This window comes from Lactococcus allomyrinae, from assembly GCF_003627095.1.
Lineage (GTDB): Bacteria > Bacillota > Bacilli > Lactobacillales > Streptococcaceae > Lactococcus > Lactococcus allomyrinae.
Map to the genome: position 1 here is coordinate 1906166 of NZ_CP032627.1, position 19127 is coordinate 1925292.

The 19127-nt window shown below is 37.5% G+C and carries 18 protein-coding genes; all 18 read right to left on the reverse strand.

All coding sequences use genetic code 11. The annotated features are described in order from the left end of the window. Positions 1–283: 283 nt before the first annotated feature. The 18 genes from D7I46_RS08870 to D7I46_RS08950 all read right to left on the reverse strand — a co-directional run bounded on the left by D7I46_RS08870 (position 284) and on the right by D7I46_RS08950 (position 19119). Complete coding sequence (locus D7I46_RS08870) at positions 284–1126, reverse strand: metal ABC transporter solute-binding protein, Zn/Mn family (protein ID WP_120772576.1); 843 nt, start codon at positions 1124–1126, stop codon at positions 284–286. 634 nt (positions 1127–1760) lie between these two features. Continuing rightward, positions 1761–2219 carry a zinc-dependent MarR family transcriptional regulator gene (locus D7I46_RS08875; protein WP_120772577.1) on the reverse strand — a complete coding sequence of 153 codons (459 nt, stop codon included), beginning with the start codon at positions 2217–2219 and terminating at the stop codon, positions 1761–1763. Between the two features lie 290 nt (positions 2220–2509). After that, entirely contained in the window at positions 2510–2857 is a 348-nt protein-coding gene (comGG, locus tag D7I46_RS08880) for a competence type IV pilus minor pilin ComGG (protein ID WP_240424384.1), read from the reverse strand. Further along, a complete protein-coding gene (comGF, locus tag D7I46_RS08885; protein WP_120772579.1) occupies positions 2835–3254 on the reverse strand; it encodes a competence type IV pilus minor pilin ComGF in 420 nt (139 codons plus the stop codon). Before comGF ends, comGG begins: the two co-directional genes overlap by 23 nt. Next, the gene (comGE, locus tag D7I46_RS08890) at positions 3238–3534 is read right to left on the reverse strand and encodes a competence type IV pilus minor pilin ComGE (protein WP_120772580.1); all 297 of its coding nucleotides are present in this window, start codon (positions 3532–3534) and stop codon (positions 3238–3240) included. The genes comGF and comGE overlap by 17 nt, the downstream gene beginning before the upstream one ends. Further along, the gene (comGD, locus tag D7I46_RS08895; RefSeq protein WP_240424386.1) at positions 3506–3913 is read right to left on the reverse strand and encodes a competence type IV pilus minor pilin ComGD; all 408 of its coding nucleotides are present in this window, start codon (positions 3911–3913) and stop codon (positions 3506–3508) included. Before comGD ends, comGE begins: the two co-directional genes overlap by 29 nt. Next, on the reverse strand, positions 3897–4199 hold the full coding sequence (gene comGC / locus D7I46_RS08900) for a competence type IV pilus major pilin ComGC (protein WP_120772581.1): 303 nt from the start codon (positions 4197–4199) through the stop codon (positions 3897–3899). Before comGC ends, comGD begins: the two co-directional genes overlap by 17 nt. 4 nt (positions 4200–4203) lie before the next feature. Then, a complete protein-coding gene (locus D7I46_RS13665; protein ID WP_276116903.1) occupies positions 4204–4482 on the reverse strand; it encodes a type II secretion system F family protein in 279 nt (92 codons plus the stop codon). 8 nt (positions 4483–4490) lie between these two features. Beyond that, on the reverse strand, positions 4491–5177 hold the full coding sequence (locus D7I46_RS08905) for a type II secretion system F family protein (RefSeq protein ID WP_276116904.1): 687 nt from the start codon (positions 5175–5177) through the stop codon (positions 4491–4493). Beyond that, positions 5131–6114 carry a competence type IV pilus ATPase ComGA gene (gene comGA, locus D7I46_RS08910; RefSeq protein ID WP_120772582.1) on the reverse strand — a complete coding sequence of 328 codons (984 nt, stop codon included), beginning with the start codon at positions 6112–6114 and terminating at the stop codon, positions 5131–5133. Before comGA ends, D7I46_RS08905 begins: the two co-directional genes overlap by 47 nt. A gap of 97 nt (positions 6115–6211) precedes the next feature. After that, complete coding sequence (locus D7I46_RS08915; protein ID WP_120772583.1) at positions 6212–6568, reverse strand: helix-turn-helix domain-containing protein; 357 nt, start codon at positions 6566–6568, stop codon at positions 6212–6214. A 134-nt stretch (positions 6569–6702) separates the two neighbouring features. Next, a complete protein-coding gene (locus D7I46_RS08920) occupies positions 6703–11610 on the reverse strand; it encodes a PolC-type DNA polymerase III (RefSeq protein WP_120772584.1) in 4908 nt (1635 codons plus the stop codon). A gap of 263 nt (positions 11611–11873) precedes the next feature. Continuing rightward, positions 11874–12521, reverse strand: coding sequence for a hypothetical protein (locus D7I46_RS08925; RefSeq protein WP_120772585.1), 648 nt, complete (start codon positions 12519–12521; stop codon positions 11874–11876). A 2-nt stretch (positions 12522–12523) separates the two neighbouring features. Further along, positions 12524–13873 carry an FAD-dependent oxidoreductase gene (locus D7I46_RS08930; RefSeq protein ID WP_240424388.1) on the reverse strand — a complete coding sequence of 450 codons (1350 nt, stop codon included), beginning with the start codon at positions 13871–13873 and terminating at the stop codon, positions 12524–12526. 28 nt (positions 13874–13901) lie between these two features. Further along, complete coding sequence (locus D7I46_RS08935; protein ID WP_120772586.1) at positions 13902–15752, reverse strand: proline--tRNA ligase; 1851 nt, start codon at positions 15750–15752, stop codon at positions 13902–13904. Between the two features lie 257 nt (positions 15753–16009). Then, a complete protein-coding gene (rseP, locus tag D7I46_RS08940) occupies positions 16010–17293 on the reverse strand; it encodes an RIP metalloprotease RseP (RefSeq protein ID WP_120772587.1) in 1284 nt (427 codons plus the stop codon). Between the two features lie 285 nt (positions 17294–17578). Further along, a complete protein-coding gene (locus D7I46_RS08945) occupies positions 17579–18382 on the reverse strand; it encodes a phosphatidate cytidylyltransferase (protein WP_120772588.1) in 804 nt (267 codons plus the stop codon). Beyond that, on the reverse strand, positions 18382–19119 hold the full coding sequence (locus D7I46_RS08950) for an isoprenyl transferase (protein ID WP_120772589.1): 738 nt from the start codon (positions 19117–19119) through the stop codon (positions 18382–18384). Before D7I46_RS08950 ends, D7I46_RS08945 begins: the two co-directional genes overlap by 1 nt. Between the last annotated feature and the right edge of the window lie 8 nt (positions 19120–19127).

Sequence of the window (19127 nt, forward strand, 5' to 3'; positions counted from 1 at the left end):
GCATAGAAACAGCACCATTATTGCTACTGGATTTTTCGCCTTGTTTATTTATTCTAAACCATCAACCATCACATTTGTAAAATGAACTAAAGTATTATTTTTGAAGTGTAGCGTTTAAATACCTATTCTAGAACAAGTATAACTTAGTATTTAAGCTTATCAAAATCACCTGATGTAATTAAAGAAACTCCCGTTCAAAACGAACGAGAGTTTCAAGGAGTTTATGAAAAGATTTTTAGGAAGGACTCTATTGTAGTGCGCTTCCCTTAACTTCTCCTTAAAATTACTTTATCGTTTCTTTCAAAGCTGTTAGGTTTTCTTGCATTAGTGTAATATAAGTTTCGCCAGCTTTTTTCTGTGCATCAGATAACCCCTCAACAGTATTGATACCAATGAGTTTTGCACCGGCTGATTTAGCCAGGGTTTCTGCTATTTTACTGTTCGCATTATTTTCAAAATATACATTTTTCAGTCCAGCTTTTTCCATTTCAACTTTTAGTTTTGCAAGTGCACTTGGTGATGGCTCTACATCTGGGTCAAGTCCCGCGATGGCAATTTCATGTAAACCATAATCACGCGCTAAGTAACTAAAAGCTTCATGTTGCGTGATAAATGTCTTTTGTTTTGCATCTTTCAATGTATCAAACTCTGCATCTAACTTTTTCAGTTTTACCAAGTATGCACTAGCATTTTTCTCAAAAGCTTTCTTATCATCTGGGAATTTTTTACTAAGTTGTTCAGTGATATAATCAACTTCTTTGATTGCTTCTTTAGGGCTAATCCATGTGTGCGGATCGTCTTTGATTTTATCAACTGTCGCACTCGCTTCGACTTTTATCCCTTTATTTTTTATTGGTAGTACCCATTTTTCAAGATCATTTGAATTATAAATGATAACCTTGGCATTTGTCATTGTTGCCACTTGTTTTGCGCTAGGTTCAAATTCATGGATTTCTTGGTTAGATGCGACAATATTTTCAACATTGATTTTGTCACCGACAATTGCTTTAGTAAATTCATACATTGGCTCAAATGTTGTTACAACCTCAGGCTTGCTTGCCGTTTTTTGACAACCCGCAAGAAATACAAGGGCTGGAATCACAAGAGCTAACAATACTTTCTTCATTTAAAAATTCCTCCGTTATACTCAACTCTATCTAAAAGTTTTTTCACTTCGTAGTTGAGTTTCAACTCTATCGTTCTTTTTTATCCGGCTTACTCAATATAATGTTTTCACCGAAAATCTCAATGTCTAATACTGCCAACTTTCAAGTTTGGAATATTTATTCCAAATCAGAGTTGAATTGATGCAGCATACTTGCGCTATCAAACAGTATTACAACTCGTTTTATCTTAATACCACTAGATATCCAGTCACCCAAAACAATCTAACTCGTAAAGTGACTAGAGTTATAAAATAAAACGGTTAGTGATAACCACGATTGACAAATCATGGATATGTTTTCCACCATGAAGTTGTAGAGAATGTCAATTCGCTATTATTTTTACACCGAATCCTCCACATTTTTTCAAACCACAATTCCTGTGATAGTACTTTTAAATCCTAATGTTGTGATATAATGCTGTTTCGTCCTATTTTTTACGACGAAGAAACTAAAGGCCTCTTTTTCTTGAATAATAATCAAGAACTTGATCTAAAGTGAATATTATTTTCGTGTAAAATTAACCTTGCTTTGTCACAAAACTTATTCGTTTGGTACCAAAAACTCTGTATTGCGGGCAAAGATTAACCTTATCACTCACTTAGTTTCACTTTTTTCTGATGATAATTCTTTTGAAAGTAGTTTCATAAATTTGGTAATGACTTTCTGTTCATCATCGTTAAATTTGTTCCCTAACTTTTGGTAGGTAGCAAGCGTCTTTTTATGATGTTCGGCATGTTCTTTTGCAATAGGCAATGCTTTTTCTGTCAGACTCCAAAGGACTACGCGTTCGTCATTTGAAGCTCTACTAGACATAATCAGTTCTTGCTCTTGCAATTTTTTCAATGCTTTTGTCACCGCTGCTGGTGAAATCTTGAGTTGTTCAGCAATACGTGCATTTGTTGAAACCTCATTAGATAAAAGCATCAAAATATGCTCCTGAGTGCTTGTCAATTTTAGATGACTCTCACATGCTCCTAACAAAATCTCATGTTTGTTTTCCGCATATTGCATGATCTTTCCTAGAAATTGGTCAATTTGATGCTCTAAATCCATCTGATTTCATCCTTCCATAATTAGTTTACTGGTTAATTATATAGCAATAAAAAAATAATGTCAACTGGTTAACGTTATTTTTTTAATTTTTTATTAAAACAAGTATGTACCCATCCTTTCTTGACACACAAGAGAAAGTCTGTCTTGTGCTACTTCTACGAACGGTATATTTTACACAACAGCAGGTAACTTAGGCTGATACATCCAGTCTTTAGCATTTAGGTTTTCGGGTCAAAGTGAGCTTGCACCTTGAATTTAGTGGTAAGCTAAACTTCCCACTAAATAAGTCTTTATTTCATTTGAAAAACTTTCCCATCAGATAAATGAATCTCAAAACTATCTTGAATCTCACTGTCAGTACTGACAGCAGTATTCGCACTTACTGACGGACCTATAAGTTGTTGATAAGTCAAAAACCCTTGGCTAAATTGTATTTCTCCTGATTGCCCTAATTTTTCTTGCTTTGCTAAAGACACCATCAGCTCTGCTGTCAGTCTATCTTTTTCTGTCAGCAAATGTTTCTGTGTTTCTACTTGCTCTTGTAGATAAAACTGCAAAAATAAACTAAAAATCAAAGCTAAAACCATAGCGTACAGCAAAATTCCAGCTCTGACACTACTCCTCAAATTTGTAAACAAATGTCCGCTTCCCCCCATTGTCAAAAGTTATCGTGATTTTTACCAATCCCATATCATCTAGCATTTGACAAGACTTTATCCCAAAAAGCATCGGCTGGTAGCCCTTTCCCTGAGCATCTGTTTTGCGAAAATCATTGCCTACTAAACCATATCTCAACGCTTTACTTTTCGTAATATACAAAAAATTTTGAGAAACATCATCAAGCTTTGTCCCTTCTAACTCTCCGCGCATTTGTTCGCAAAAGATTTGCCAATCTTTTTCTTGATTCGTCTGTTCTTCAGCCATTTGTTGCTGAAGGAGTTGAGTAAGTCCAGAAATAACAAGCACAGAACCAGATATTGCAAGAAGAGCGACTAGACATTCTAGCAGTGTAAACGCTCTAATTTTTAATTTCAAGCCTCAATAATTCCTTCCCATGATTAGTAACCACCGTTCGTTTATCACCTTTCGTTATTTTTATCACTGCACCATTTACTGACAACTTTGAGAGACTACTGTCAGTTGCCATTTTTGCGACATTTAAACCTTCAATCTGTTGATTAATTTCTGTCAGTTGCTGACGAACATTTACAACTTCTGTCAGTACAACACTTACCAAAACTGACAATAAAGCAAGTGTAATCAAACTCTCAAGTAGTAAATATGCCTTAACTGACCGTTTTCTTAAATTTTCCACTGCCCATCTCCAACTGATAGCTCACTATTTTTTGCTCATCAGGTAATAAAATTTTAATTTTTTTCAAGCTTGAATTTTCACCCTGCTCATCAAACTGAATTGAAAAATCAGAAATTATGACGTCATCAGGTATTTTTAGTCTATGATTTTCATAAGTTAAAAACGAGTGACTCACCCCGAAATCTTCTCTTGTTGAAAGTAATGCTGCATCTTCTTGAGTGTTCTTATACAAGTTTTCAAATTGTAAGACAAATAATTCTTCTCTGACCAAATGCACCGTTTTTGTCAGTACTGATGAAAATATTAGCGTCAAAAAACTTATGACAGTCAGCACTAGCAAGCATTCTACTAGTGTGAAAGCCCTAATCTGCCAATTCACGTGTTTCTCCCTTATTTTGCGCATAATAGTCATCATAGCTCTCAACTTGCTTTTTAGTAATCATGTCCGCTGCCACCAAATCTGACAAAGTCGGTGTTTCTGTGTGATCCAGTTCGTACAATTGTGCTTGGCTTTCAACCACCTTCACCACAGCCGCTTCGCCAGTCTTTTGCACTTGCTCTTTTTCTTTTAATAGATTAGGTACAAACAACAAAATTAAAATACTAATAATTGCCAGCACAATCAACATTTCAATCAAAGTAAACGCTTTAATATCTTTTCTCATTTTTTTATCCCATCATTGTTCCCATATTTGAATAAATTGGTAATAACATTGCCACATATAAAAGTATAATCATTAGCGCTACAAAAATAAAAACAATCGGCTGAATCCACTGCATCGCACGTTCAACCTTTGCAAAAAAAATTCCCCAGCACTCTTCCGAGTATAGCAAAAGCTCCAAACCCAATTTATCTTTCATCGCCCCGTATTCAATCATTATCGCAAGTTCCGGTGCTAAAAACTCCAATTGGCTCACCGCAACATCAAAGTTCAGCCCAGCTTCCAAGCTCTCAGTTAATACTTCCCCACCTCTGAAAAAATTCGACTTTTTTGTCTTCTCATGATGATTAAAATTTTCTTTAAATCCACACCTTGAGCTAAAAGATTACCCCATTCTCTTGCAAAATAAGCCGTTAAATATAAACGGATAAATTCTGACAGAAATGGGCATCTTGCTAAGAAAATAAAAGTTCGACTTGCTGGTTTCTTCTTAAAAATAAAAACTCCTAAAACTGTCAGTACTGACAAAAAAACAAAAGTACTGACAAAGAGTACTGGTAAATGATTAATCAAAATCATTGCCCAGCTTCTCCCAGAATCCAACTGTGGGAGTAAATAATTTTTTAAGCCCCACATGATTCCCACTAGAAAAACAAGCAAAATAATTGGATAAGTTAACAATCCAACTAATTTCTTTTTTACCGTCAGCTGCTGCCGTAGATTTTGCTCAATAAATAACAAAGTCTCCGACAAATGACCATGAAATTCAACTAATTCAATCTGGGTCACTACATTTTTAGAAAAATTCAATGCCTCCAAAATTTCGGAAAGAGATTGACCAGCCGAAAGACCTGCACGCATCTTCAACGTAAATTCTTGCTCAACTAAATGTGACAATCCAAGAAATTCAACAATTTCGCCAAAATGAAAACCATTAGCAGTTAGATTTGCCATCAGCTGAATCAATTTCGTTTGTTTCACCAAACTCAACTTTTTCCGCTTCAACCTCAACAGCTGTAAGATATCCATCTTCAAATAATCTCGCCATTTTCTCATTCCACCTTTGAGCATTCCATTTTTCAAATTCACTTTCTGCAATATCAACCACTCCTTTCCCAGCAATAAGACGCTGATAAATCACCCTACGCAAACTATTTTTTAATTCCCATTCACTCAGCCCTAGCTCTAAAAGTCTATCCCACACTCCTGAAATAGACCGCGCATGAACCGTAGAAAATACGGTATAACCAGTCAAACTCGCTCTTAGCACCGCACGTGCTGTCTTTTTATCACGAATCTCTCCAACAATTAATAAATCAGGACGATGGCGCAATGAGCATTTAATGAGTTCATCATAACCATTGCCAATGACTTCATTTACCTGCAACTGCACAAAATTAGATTCTACAATTTCAACGGGGTCTTCAATCGTTATTACTTGTTTATTCATGAAATTCTTCTTTGCAAGTTCCACCATCAAGGATGTTTTTCCAGAGCCTACCGGACCCGCAAACAAATATAACCCTCGCTTACAATGTAAACTGGCTAATAGCTCCTCATCCCGAAACCAAAACTCCAACTTCCTTGATTCCTCTCTTAAAATACGAATGACCAAGGACTCTCTCCCCTCAAAATCTCCAACTGTAGACATCCTCAAACGTTTAACACCAATATCCAGTGAATACCAACAAGCCCCTAGCTGAGTTCTGCGTTTTTCCCCTGTATTCATCCCAGCAAGAAATTTAAAATGCGAAATTATCGCCTGTCCCAACTCCTTGTCTAAACGCTCAAAGAATAACCGCTTATCTCCTTCTCTAAAATAAACATCGTATCCCTCCTGATGAGGAATAAAATAAATATCATGACTTTCTTTAGTCATCGCATCAGTTAAAATTTCACTTGCTTTATCTTGAATCATATCTAACTATACGAATTTAAAAGTCAAAAGTAACAAAAAAACTCCAAACTTGGAGTATTTTATTTGTCAGACTGAACTAGCCAAATCTATTAAGTTGTTATTGATGTTTGTTCAAAAAATAAACTCTAATTAAATCCTTAATTGCCACTCTATCCTCTTCATCAATCTTAACCTCTTCAAATAATGAAGCACTATCAATCATTGTTTCTAGAGATTGAGTTTCCTCAATCTTATAAGTAGTATCAATATCAGATTTTGCGACACCAAAAACATCAGCCATTTTTTGAATGACACCGTGGCTTGGTCTTGAACGTAATTTCAAATAGTCTGTCATTGTCGATGGCGCAATTCCAACACGTTCCGCTAATTCCTTTTGAAGCATTTTATTTTCAGAAAGATATTTCTTGATGTTTTGAGCGATAATCGCTGCGTGTGAGTATTCTTTTGAGTACATACCGTTATTATATCACAAGCTTACGACTAAGAAAACTCTTATTTGTTTTTTATCTTTAGAATAAACCCTAATCCTGATGATCATATAAACTAAGTATGAATATAAAACTACCAGATATCTGGTAGTTTTATCGCTTAAAAGAAGTCTTCAAAAAGGCTGAGTTGATTATCATCAGGCATTCCTCCTAGAATACCCATATTTGTCATATTTTCAATAATTGTTTGAGAAACTCCACCACGCTTGCGGAGTTCCATTTTACTCAAGAATTCACCATCTTTTCTTGCTGAAACAATTTGTTTTGCAACGTTCTCTCCCAAACCATCCATCGTAACAAATGGTGGGATTAACGTATCACCATCAATCACAAATTCCGTTGCTTCTGACCGATAGAGGTTGATCTTACCAAAAGTAAACCCACGTTCCAACATCTCATTACAAAGTTCTAACGTTGTATAGAGGTTAGTCTCAACATTTGTCGCATCAAAACCTTTATCCTTAATTTCTTTCATTTTGGCTTTGACCGCTTCAAGCCCTGCACCCATGACTCCAATATCAAAGGCAGTCGCCCGAATAGAAAACCAAGCACAATAGTAAAGAATAGGTTGATGAACTTTAAAATAAGCCACTCGTAGTGCCATCATGATATAGGCCGCCGCATGAGCTTTCGGAAACATATATTTAATCTTAGAGCACGACTCAATATACCACTCTGGGACATCGTGTGCACGCATCGCTTCGACATAACGTTCTCGCTCATCAACAGGCATTTTATTCCACATTCCTTTACGCACGCGCTCCATGATGCTAAAGGCCATCGAGTTATCCAATCCTGCATGAATCAAATAAACCATGATGTCATCCCGACAGCCAATAACGCTTGACAAGTCCGCAATACCTTGTTGAATCAAGGTTTGAGCATTTCCTGCCCAAACGTCTGTACCATGAGAAAGACCAGAAATTTGTAGCAAATCAGCAAAAGTTTTTGGTTTAGCCTCCGCAATCATGTTCATGGAGGTAAAAGTTCCCATCTCTGGGATACCAAGTGTGCCAAGCTTGACACCCAGTTGTTCAGGAGTAACCCCCAACGACTCTGTACCACTAAAAAGCTGCATAACTCCCTCATCGTCCATTGGAATATCTTTTGGTACAATACCCGATAAACTTTGTAACTTACGAATCATCGTAGGATCATCATGCCCAAGAATATCGAGTTTCAAAATGTTGTCATGAATTGCGTGGAAATCAAAGTGAGTCGTTTGCCATTCAGCGTTGACATCATCAGCTGGATATTGCACAGGACTAAAATCGTAAACATCCATATAATTTGGGATAACGATAATCCCACCAGGGTGCTGACCTGTTGTTCGTTTGACACCTGTGGAACCAGCAGCCAATCGGTCAATTTCTGCATTGCCATAAAACTGATCGTAATCGCGCTCATATCCTTTGACAAATCCAAAAGCTGTTTTTTCCGCGACTGTACCAATGGTTCCTGCGCGAAATGCGTAATCTTCACCAAAAATATCACGCACATCTAAGTGAGCAAAAGGTTGGTCATCACCCGAGAAATTCAAGTCAATATCAGGAACCTTATCCCCTTTAAAACCAAGGAAAGTTTCAAAGGGAATGTCATGTCCGTCCTTGATGAGCTTGTGTCCACAGTTTGGACAATCCTTGTCTGGCATATCATAGCCAGAACCATATGTTCCATCATCAAAACATTCAAAATATTGACATTCTGGGCAACGATAGTGAGGCGCAAGCGGATTAACTTCTGTAATACCAATCATCGTTGCAACCAAACTAGAGCCGACAGAACCACGGGAACCAACGATATAACCACGTTCATTAGAGCGTTTTACCAACTCCTGCGAGATAATATAAACCACCGAAAAGCCATTCCCCAAAATTGAACGCAGCTCTTTTTCTAGCCTTGCATCAACAATATCAGGTAAAGGGTTTCCATACCACTCATGTGCTCGTTCATAAGTCAAACGTACTATACGTTCTTCAGAAGATTCTCCACCTTCAAAAACCATTTTAGGAGTATAAAGATCATCACGCACAGGAGTCAAAGTTTCAAATTCATCAGCCATTTTTTGAGTGTTTTCAATAACAATCTCACGTGCTGTTTTTTCATCAAGAAAACTAAAATCTTTTAACATCTCATCCGTTGTGCGAAAATGAGCTTCGGGAAGTGGTAACGGTTTAGCTTTCTCACCATGGCCTTGAGTCCAGTTAATTTCCGCTCCCAGCCCTAGACTCCTCACAATGATTTCACGATAAATGGCATCTTCGGGGTTGAGGTAATGAAGATTGCCTGTCGCAAGTACTGGTTTACCAAGTGTCTTACCAATCTTGATTAGGTCTTTGAGTGTTTTTTCTAGTTCTTTTTCAGACTTAAATGATCCACCAGCTACCAACGCTCTATAGAGCGCTGGTGGAAAGATTTCAATAAAGTCATAAAATTTTGCAATTTCCAATGTTTCTTCAAAAGTTTTATTCGTAATTGCATCAAACACTTCACCAACTTCGCAGCTAGAACCAATGATAAGGCCTGTACGATGTGCTTCAAGTACGCTACGTGGGATTCTCGGTACTCCTGCATAATAACGAACATTGCCATAACTGACCAGTTTAAAAAGATTTTTCAATCCTTCTTGTGTTTTGGCATAAAGCGTAACGTGCTTTGGACGAACTTTTTTGTAAGAATCTTCCGATACAAGCTTATCATTCAACTCTAAAAGACTTATCCAACCTGTATTTCTCGTGCGAAGTTCTTCTAGGAAGACAAAAAGCAAGCGCCCTGTAGCTTCCGCATCAAAGTTTGCCATGTGGTGATGTTCAAGACCGATTTGGAACTTTTTAGTCAATTGACCCAAACCGAACCGCTTCATTTCAGGATATAAATTTCTAGCAAACTCTAGGGTATCTACGACAGGGTTTGTAATGATTGGCAAACCATTTCTTGAATAGTTCATGTTCATAAAACCGACGTCAAATGTGGCATTGTGGGCAACCAAAATTGTCCCTTCACAGAATTTTTGGAACTTCGTTAACACATCATAAAGTGGTTTCGCATTTTTTAGATGGTCATCTGTAATTCCTGTCAACTCTGTGGTAAATTCACTTAGACGATATCCAGGATTGATAAATTCATCAAATTCATCAATAGGATTTCCTTTATGCATTTTTGTTGCCGCAATCTGAATTAAGTCATTATGAACAGCTGAAAGTCCTGTTGTTTCCACGTCAAATACAACGTAAGTTGAATCGTACATATCAACATCCGCTTCATTATAAACAATCGGAATCTTATCTTCTACAAGATTTGCCTCAACACCATAAATGATTTTAACTCCATTTTTCTTCCCCGCTTGATGAGCTTCCGGGAAAGATTGTAAACCACCATGGTCCGTAATTGCTATCGCCTTATGGCCCCATCTTGCAGCTTGAGCAACAAGACTTGAAGCAGAGGGAATAGCATCCATCTGACTCATGTTGGTATGTGCATGAAATTCCACACGCTTTTCATCAGATTTGTCTTCACGAACATTTTGTGTTGGAATTTCAATGAAATCTGATAGCTGAAGCACTAAATCGTTTTTAAAATTATCACGTTGTACTGTCCCTCGTACACGACACCAAAGTCCTGCTTTGATTTGCTTGGCAAGGTTGATTTCTTCATCTCCACGTACCCAACGTTGGACATAAAAACTGGATGTATAGTCAGTCATTTCAAATTCGAGAAGATAGCTGATGTTGCCAGTTTTGCGAGATTTAATTTCGCGGAGTTCTCCTTTAAAGACGTAACCCTCAAAAATAACTGGTCCGTTCGTTGAAAATTCACTGACAGAGCGCATTGGAGTGATTGGCTCATTGTTTTTAATTTCACGTCCAAGTTGAATTTTATCAGATTTTACGGCTTTGATTTGGAGGGCTACTCTATCTACAGTTGGTTTAGACTGAATTTCAATTATAGCATTTGCTGTCATCACAAGGTCATCTTTATATTTATCATGTTCAATATTTCCTTGAACACGTAACCACAGCGCACCATTCAAGCTGTCAGCAAGGTTTTCATTTTCGTCAGTACTGACAGAATCATTCATCGCTTTAACTTGACTTACAATTTGGTCAAATTGAGCAATTTCTTCATCTTTACGCCCCCATTTGGAAATCATAAAGGTTGATGTTTCGTCAGCCATTTTCAGCTCTAAAATATGATTAGTTTTTCCTGACTCTTTACCTGTAAATTCACGATGAGCCGCTTCAAATACAACACCTTCAAAAATGACACCCGAACCTTCACCAGCAATAAAAGCCATGCTCGTAATTGGGCTTTGTCCACTAATTTTTCGCCCAAAAGCAATGCCATCTGACAACGCTGTCTCAACGAATTCTGGCTTAGTTTCTCTAGTATTTTTATTTTCTCTATCTTCTGTTCGCTGTTTTTTAATCTCATTGACTTGAGCTTGTTCAGCTGCTTGTACCGCCAACCTTGCAGCTACTTTTTCTTCATGAGCAGCTACTGACAGTTCCGTAAGTTTCTGATCAACAACTGGACGAATTTTTAATTCACCAAAACCAAAATCAGCAAATCTTTGCTCTAAAGCCGGGAAATATTTTTTGACAAACCAGTCAATCCGTGGATTATCTTCAACAAGCAAGTTAATTTGCACACCACGTTGTTCTAAATGATATTTTTTAAACACACTCGCAAATGCTGAATCAGAAAGTTCTGGAAGAGTCAATGCGTATTGATAATAGTCATTGAGCTTTTGTTCATCAAAATCACTCTCACGTGTGCTGACAGAAATTTTTGTTTGGGCAATATTGGAAAAGGCTGCCTCTGTCAGCTCTGACAACATCTTGTAAGTACTGACAGGCAAGATTTCATCAAAAATAAGCTGAAAGTGCCAGAATTTACTTGCTGTATGCACCTCGACATTCTCAATATCAGCATGAGAGAAATAACTTGAATGGCGTGCACGATCAGGTAGTTTTATTTGCTCCATCAATTTCTCAAAAAGATTTTCCATGATTATATTCTTTCTACTACGATTTAACTTTTAAAAATGCTCTCAGAGATCGCTCCGTTAGCTACTTTTCCCATCAAAATTATGAAAACTACTCAAAACCGTTTGCTAAGAAAAGTCGCATCACTCTTTCTTGAAGTTTTTGACAAATTTGTCAAAAGTCTAATATCAATTATAACACAAAAAACTTACCCATTTGGACAAGTTTTTTGTTATTTACTTTATGCTATACAAGCCAAGTATTTTACAGTGATTTGGCATGAATCTCAAAATATATCAGAAGAATTTATAAAAGTTTTATTCTTTTCATCCATTCCAAGAAAATAAAGAGCTTCCTCCAAAGATTGAGCTTCTCCTCTTTCAAAATACCGAATCAAGTGATGAAGTGCAGCGGCTGATTGATATTTGGTTGGAATACGGTCAAATGAGGCTAACTCTCTTTTAAATCCTTTACGCTCATCTTCAAGTTTCTTTGTTCCAATTTCTAATGTCTTTCGTTGCTTTTTATCTACCTGCTCAATAATAGATTTTTTTATAAATTTTCTTAAACTCATTCCCATCAAAATAATATAAAGCGACATTAATGTGATAATTAGAAACACTAAAAACACAAGAGGAAGATGAGCAAGTTCTCCTCCTACCACAATCGCAGCCAGAAGTAAAATTCCTAAAACGAAGATTTTCAACTGTCTTCTACGAATAATTTGCTTCTCAAACTGACCATAGAATGTTTCACTTTTCTGCTTATTATCTTCTAAGTGTTCAAGCAGCGTTAGCACTTTTTGGCAATAAATTAAATCTTTATTCGCAGTTTCTTCCACAATTGTCCTTTCATTTGCTTGTTCAAAAGCCTTACTTTTATTTATCGCTTTCTGGTAAACTTCAAATAGGAAGTAGTGCGAAATTTTGAACAAACTTATTTTTCATTTTCACGCATTAAGCGCGCTAATATACGATTAAAACCCCGTGGGTCTTTATATCCATGCTCAAAATAAAAATCTGTAAACTCAATATCTTCAACCGTCAATTCTTGTTGGATTGCAAGCGACACAATATTAACATATTCTGCCATATCTTTAGTTTTTCCTATACATTGCAAGCCGAGAATCTTATGAGTTCTCCGTTCATAAATCATCCAAATATTACTTGGAGAATGCCCCTCTAGATGCTGATTTAGCATATGTACCGCATCTGCATCATAACCTGACTCTACCGCTTGCTTCATGGTGATACCAGTCATAGCAAGAACAAGATCGTTCATTGGTACATGATAAGTTCCTTGTGTACTATTAATTTTTTGACGAGGGCCACCTAGATTAATTGCCGCAATTTCTCCATCTCGCACTGCATCTGAAGCATGGGGTAAATAGAGATTTTTATCAAGCAGGTTGACGTAAGTTGTTGAAACATCTCCAACTGCAAAGACATCCTGATGACTTGTCTGCATATATTCATCAACCAGTATTGCGCCATTATCCCCAAGTTCAACTTGATTGCTGAGTAAGTATGAATTAGGCCGAAAGCCAATCGTGAATATCGCGCCATCTACTGCGAGAGCTTCTCTTGCTTCCATATTAATAATTGTTGCTCCGCCCTCCCCTGTAATAGAGGTTACATCGGTATTCAGTATTGTTCTGATGCCTTCAGAATTAAGTTGTTTTTCTAGCAGATGACTTGCAGGTTCATCAAGATAATCATTCAATAAGCACTTGTTTCGATGAATCATTGTTGTCTGAATCCCTCGACTTTGAGTAATACGAGCAAACTCTACCCCTGTCATTCCACCGCCAATAACAGCTACTGACTTAGAGTTTTTAAGAAATTCATCTGTTTCGATAGCATCCTCCATACTCTTTAAAAAGTAAAGTTTGCTTTCTTTATCAAAAGGAATAGATGGCATTGATGGATAAGAACCTGTTGCAAATATTAACTTATCATAGGTATCTGTCAATAGTTTATCCGAATCTAATATGCGGTAAGTTATCTTTTTTGATTTTATATCAATCGCCTCAACTACCGTTTTCATCTGCATAGCCAGACCGACCCTTTCCAATTCATAGACAGAGGAATAACTTGATTGAAAAAGTGTCGTCTTTCTACCAGAAAGGTAAGAAATAATTCCTTGAGAAACAAAAGAAACCTGGTCACGCTTGTCGTAAAGCGTGATTTCGGCTTCGGGGTACTCTTCTAACGCTCGCAGCGCTGCACAAATGCCCGCATGAGAGCTACCAACAATTACTATTTTCATGGCAAATTCTTTTATCATTAGTTATGTCCAGAAATTCTGAACAATCTTAATTGCTCAAAATTTCAATCGTGTTAACAAGTTCATCTTTGTTGATTTCAACAACTTCACCTGTTGCACGTATTTTAACTTCGACAATACCTTCTGCAGCTTTTTTACCAATGGTAACACGTACTGGTAAGCCAATCAGGTCACTATCAGCAAATTTAACACCCGCACGTTCATTGCGATCATCAACCAATACTTGATAACCTTTACCACGAAGTTTTTCCTCTAATTCATTAGTCAACGCCATTGCTGCTTCATCTTTAGTGTTAACAGGAACAAGGTGAATATCAAAAGGAGCTAATTCTTTAGGGAAATTAATTGACCAGCTAAATTTGAATTCTTCTTTCGGTGTTTTTTCGACATAAATACGAGCGAATTGTTCCAAGATTGCAGAGAGCAGTCGGCTCACACCAATCCCATAACAGCCCATAATCATTGGAATCGAACGACCATTAGCATCTAAAACGTTGGCATTCATAGCATCTGAATAACGTGTGCCAAGTTTGAAAATGTGCCCAATTTCAATTCCACGAGCAAATTTCAATGTACCACGTCCATCGGGAGAAACCTCTCCTTCGCGAACAGTACGTAAGTCAGTAAATTCTGAGACTTCAAAATCGCGACCAAGATTTGCATTCTTGTAGTGGAACCCGTCTTCGTCAGCACCTACAACAACATTTTTCATAACTTCAACTTCACGGTCAGCAATAATCTTTACATTTTTTAATCCAACTGGTCCAAGTGAACCAAAATGCGCGCCTAGAAGTTCAAATACGTCTTCTTCTGCAGCTGCTTCAAGGAAGTCACTCCCTAGATGATTGACTAATTTAACTTCATTAAGCTCATCATCACCACGTAAAAGGACAACAACCAACTCTTCATCAGCTTTATAGACCAAGGTCTTCACAAGTTCTCGTGGTTCAATATCAAGGAAAGTTGAAACTTCTTCAATTGTTTTAGCATCTGGTGTTGCTACTTTTTCAAGTTCAAGTTCTTCAGTATAACTTGCTGTTGGTTCAAATTGACTTGATGCCATTTCTAGATTTGCAGCATAATCGCCACCTTCTGCATACACTAATGTATCTTCACCAGCAACCAACCATTTGTCAAGCTCCATCTTGATGTCCTCAAGCACTGAGCTTGGAATTTCTTCAATTGAACTAATATTTTTGCTTAAAACAAGCCAATTTTCAATATTTGTACGGTCATCTGTAATCGCCATAAATTCTTGACTATCTTTACCGCCCATCGCTCCACCATCACCAATAATAGGACGGAATTTAAGACCAGCGCGCTCAAAGATTTTTTCATAGGCTTTTTTGTAATCATTATAAGTTTCGTCTAATGAATCATAATCAGCATGGAAGCTATATCCGTCTTTCATGATAAACTCACGACCACGCAAGAGACCGTAGCGCGGACGTTTTTCGTCACGGTATTTCGCAGCAATTTGATAAACATTGAGAGGAAGTTTTTTATATGAAGTGATTTCGTCACGCACGAGTGCTGTCATCGTTTCTTCATGAGTTGGACCAAGAATAAAATCAGAGGAATCTCGATTTTTCAACTTATAAAGGTCTGCTCCATAAGTCTCGTAGCGACCTGATTCACGCCACAAATCTGCAGTCAATAAGGTTGGAGCGAGAAGTTCAACTGCACCAATTTCATCGAATTCTTCGCGCATGATATTCTTCAATTTTTCAAGTACACGATTAGCAAGAGGGAGATAAGCATAAATTCCTGCTGATACTTGACGAACATAACCAGCACGCATGAGAAGCGCATGGCTAATAACTTGTGCATCTGATGGCATTTCCCGAAGTGTTGGGATAAGCATTTTTGATTGTTTCATTATATTAATTTCCTTTAAGATGTGAGGGGTGATCAATCAGAAGTTGTGAAAAGTAGGGGAATTTTTGGTTCTACGCTTGCGTAGATTCAAAATTTCATCATTTTTCGCAAACTTCTAGCGTTCCAGACTCAGGGACTCAGTTAAATAAAATATGAGTCAACTCTAGAGATAACTACGCTTTTGATTTGCAGAACCATTGCGACTGTCCTAGGTACTTCGTACTTCAGCAACATTACTGTGGAAAAGTCATTTTTATATTAGTGGACAAAGGCACGTAGAATGTCATTCCAAGTAACGGCAATAAAGAGTACAACCATAAAAACAACTCCGACAAGTGTAATGATTGATTCCTTCTCTTGTGATAAGGCTTTTCCCCGAATTGCCTCAATGATGTTCAGTACAATTTTTCCACCATCAAGCACTGGAATTGGGAAAAGGTTCACAATTCCAAGGTTAATAGAGAGCATGGCAAGAAGATAAACAATAGCTGTCAATCCAGCACGGGCAGCTTCACCACTCAACTGGTAAATTGCTACTGGTCCTCCTAATTTATCCAGACTCGGTCGTGCAATCAAGCTACCTAGTGCTTTAAAGATAGCTGTTGCTGCTTGTCCTGCTTGAACAAAACCGCCTGTCACCTTGTCAAAGAAGCCCGTTTTAATTGATTGCATGATTCCTACACGGTAAGCACCATCAATTTTTTTTGGTGTTACTGACAGTTCCTTGTCAGCACCGCCTCTACTAATTTGAAGGTTTAATTTTTTGCCTTCAGAAGCTGTAATTGCTGATACAACTTCCGACCAGTTGTCAGTATTTTCTCCGTTTACAGACTGAATCTTATCGCCAGCTTTCAATCCTGCACTATAAGCTGGTGTGCTGTGTTCAACTTGTCCAACTACATTTGTATTTGACGGGACTCCACCTTGCATGAAGGTTAAGACGATAAAGGCTATAATTCCTAAAATGAAATTATTCAGCGGTCCGCCAAAGTTTGTCAGTATTTTATGAATAACACCTACTGATTGATATTGAACATCAATCGGTGCAATACGAACTTCTGTCCCATCTTCTTCAATGATTGTCGCATCATGGTAAACACTGTACCGCTTTGTTTCGCCGAAAACCTCACCTTCAATATATAGCTCTTTTTCAAAATCATAATCGGTCACAAGCATTGGAATAGCGTGGTCAAGCTCTACGTGCTCTGACAGATTAATTCTTGTAATTTTATCACTGACAGAAACGCTGTCAGTAACTTCTGATTCTGTCAGTCCCATGACAAGAGATGCTGGCATACCCTTTTTAATCTCAGTCTTGTCATCACCCCATCCGGCCAAACGGACATAGCCTCCCAGAGGTAAAATACGAATAGTATATAACGTCCCATCTTTAGCGCGATGAGCAAAGATTTTTGGTCCCATGCCGATTGCATATTCGCGCACCAAAATTCCTGCACGTTTTGCCCACCAAAGATGACCATACTCATGAATCGCAACAATAATTCCAAAAATGATGATGAAGGTAATCAAAGTCTCAATCAATAAAAATCCTCCTGTTTGAGAAGTAGGGAAAGTTTGTTTTTCATTTAGCCAAACTTTTTCCGTTTTAAACTCAATTTTTCCATTTCATTTAATTATTAGGTAAGCTCTAGTACCCTTTAACATCTAAAAGCACTGCTAACACATTTAAAAGTGAATTATACTAGTTGCGTAGTAATGTCAATCCATTGTTGATTTTTTCAATGGATTAGTCCTAGTATAAAAACTCAGAGATTCCAACTTGGACTGAATTTCTAAAAATATAATGGCTTTTAAGACCACACATAATTAAAAAAGTCCAAGCAAGTGCATGATTGGGAAAACGAAAATAAGATTGTCAAATCTGTCAAGAATACCCCCATGACCTGGCAACAGTTTCCCAGAATCTTTCACTCCAAAATGTCGTTTAATACTTGACTCTACCAAATCTCCAATTTGTCCCACAATAGAAAAAATTACCGTGAACAAAATCAATTTTATAAAGCCGATTTGAGGTAATTCTTTGCTATAAAGGAAAAACATAATCAGAGCAACCACAACAGCTGAAACAATTCCCCCAAGAGAGCCAACGACTGTCTTATTAGGTGAAACTGATGGCAAAAGTTTTTGCGGAAAGCGTGTTTTTAGTGTTCGTCCTATCGCGTATGCACCAATATCCGTCGCCCAAACAATAAAAAGAGCCAAAAATACAATATAAATACTACTTTGACGCGCCGTCAAAAGATTTTGGAAACCAATCCCTACATAAAAAGCTGATAAAAATGGAAATGCTACATCTTCAAAGGAATACTTCCCATTTGAAAAAACCATTCCTGTAAGCATTGCAAATAAAAAAAGTGTAAAGAGCATCATTCCACCATCAACATTAAGCCCGAGGAAATGCTGACCAATAGGAAGAGCAAGTGATAGAGAAGCCAAAGTTGCCAAAATTCCCTCAAAAGAAAGAAGTTGGAGCTTATACATTTTAAAGAGTTCATGCATTGCAATAATTACAAGCAATCCCACTAAAATCTGGAAATACACTCCTCCCAATACCAGAAGCGCTAAGAAAATCCCTCCAGCTACTACTCCTGTTATAATTCTCTGCGTCATTATTTCAAACCTCCATATCTGCGGTCACGTTGCTGAAAGGCTGTTATCGCTTTATCAAGCTCAGCTTCATCAAACTCTGGCCATGCCACATCTGTGAAATATAGTTCACTATAGGCTGCTTGCCAAGTTAAAAAATTAGACATTCTTTGTTCGCCAGAAGTGCGAATAATCAAATCAGGTTCTCTGTATTCTACTGGTAAAATCGCAGTTTGCAGGTGTTCAGCCAAATCTTCTTCTGTCAGTACTGACAAGTCAAAACCTGAAGCTGCCAAATCTTGAATCGCTAAAATAATATCACGGCGTCCACCATAATTCATCGCAAAATTCAAAATCATTCCTGTGTTATTCGCTGTTTCACGCGCTGCACGGTCAATTGATTCTAATGTAGCTTTAGGTAAGCCTGAACGTTCACCAATCATCCGAATTTGAATATTTTCTTCTTTTAAAACTGGAACATATTTACTATAAAAATCAATAGGCAAACTCATGATAAACTTGACTTCGTCTACTGGACGTGCCCAGTTCTCCGTTGAAAACGCGTAAACAGTCATCACCGCAACGCCTCGACGTGCGCCATGAACAGCTACTTTTTTCAATGCATCCATTCCAGCCTTATGGCCAAAAATACGTGGTTTTCCTTGAGCTTTCGCCCAACGCCCATTACCATCCATAATCACACCTACGTGCTGTGGTACGGGAATTTCCTCTTGCGAGTTATTTTTCAAGTTATTAAACATAGCACCTC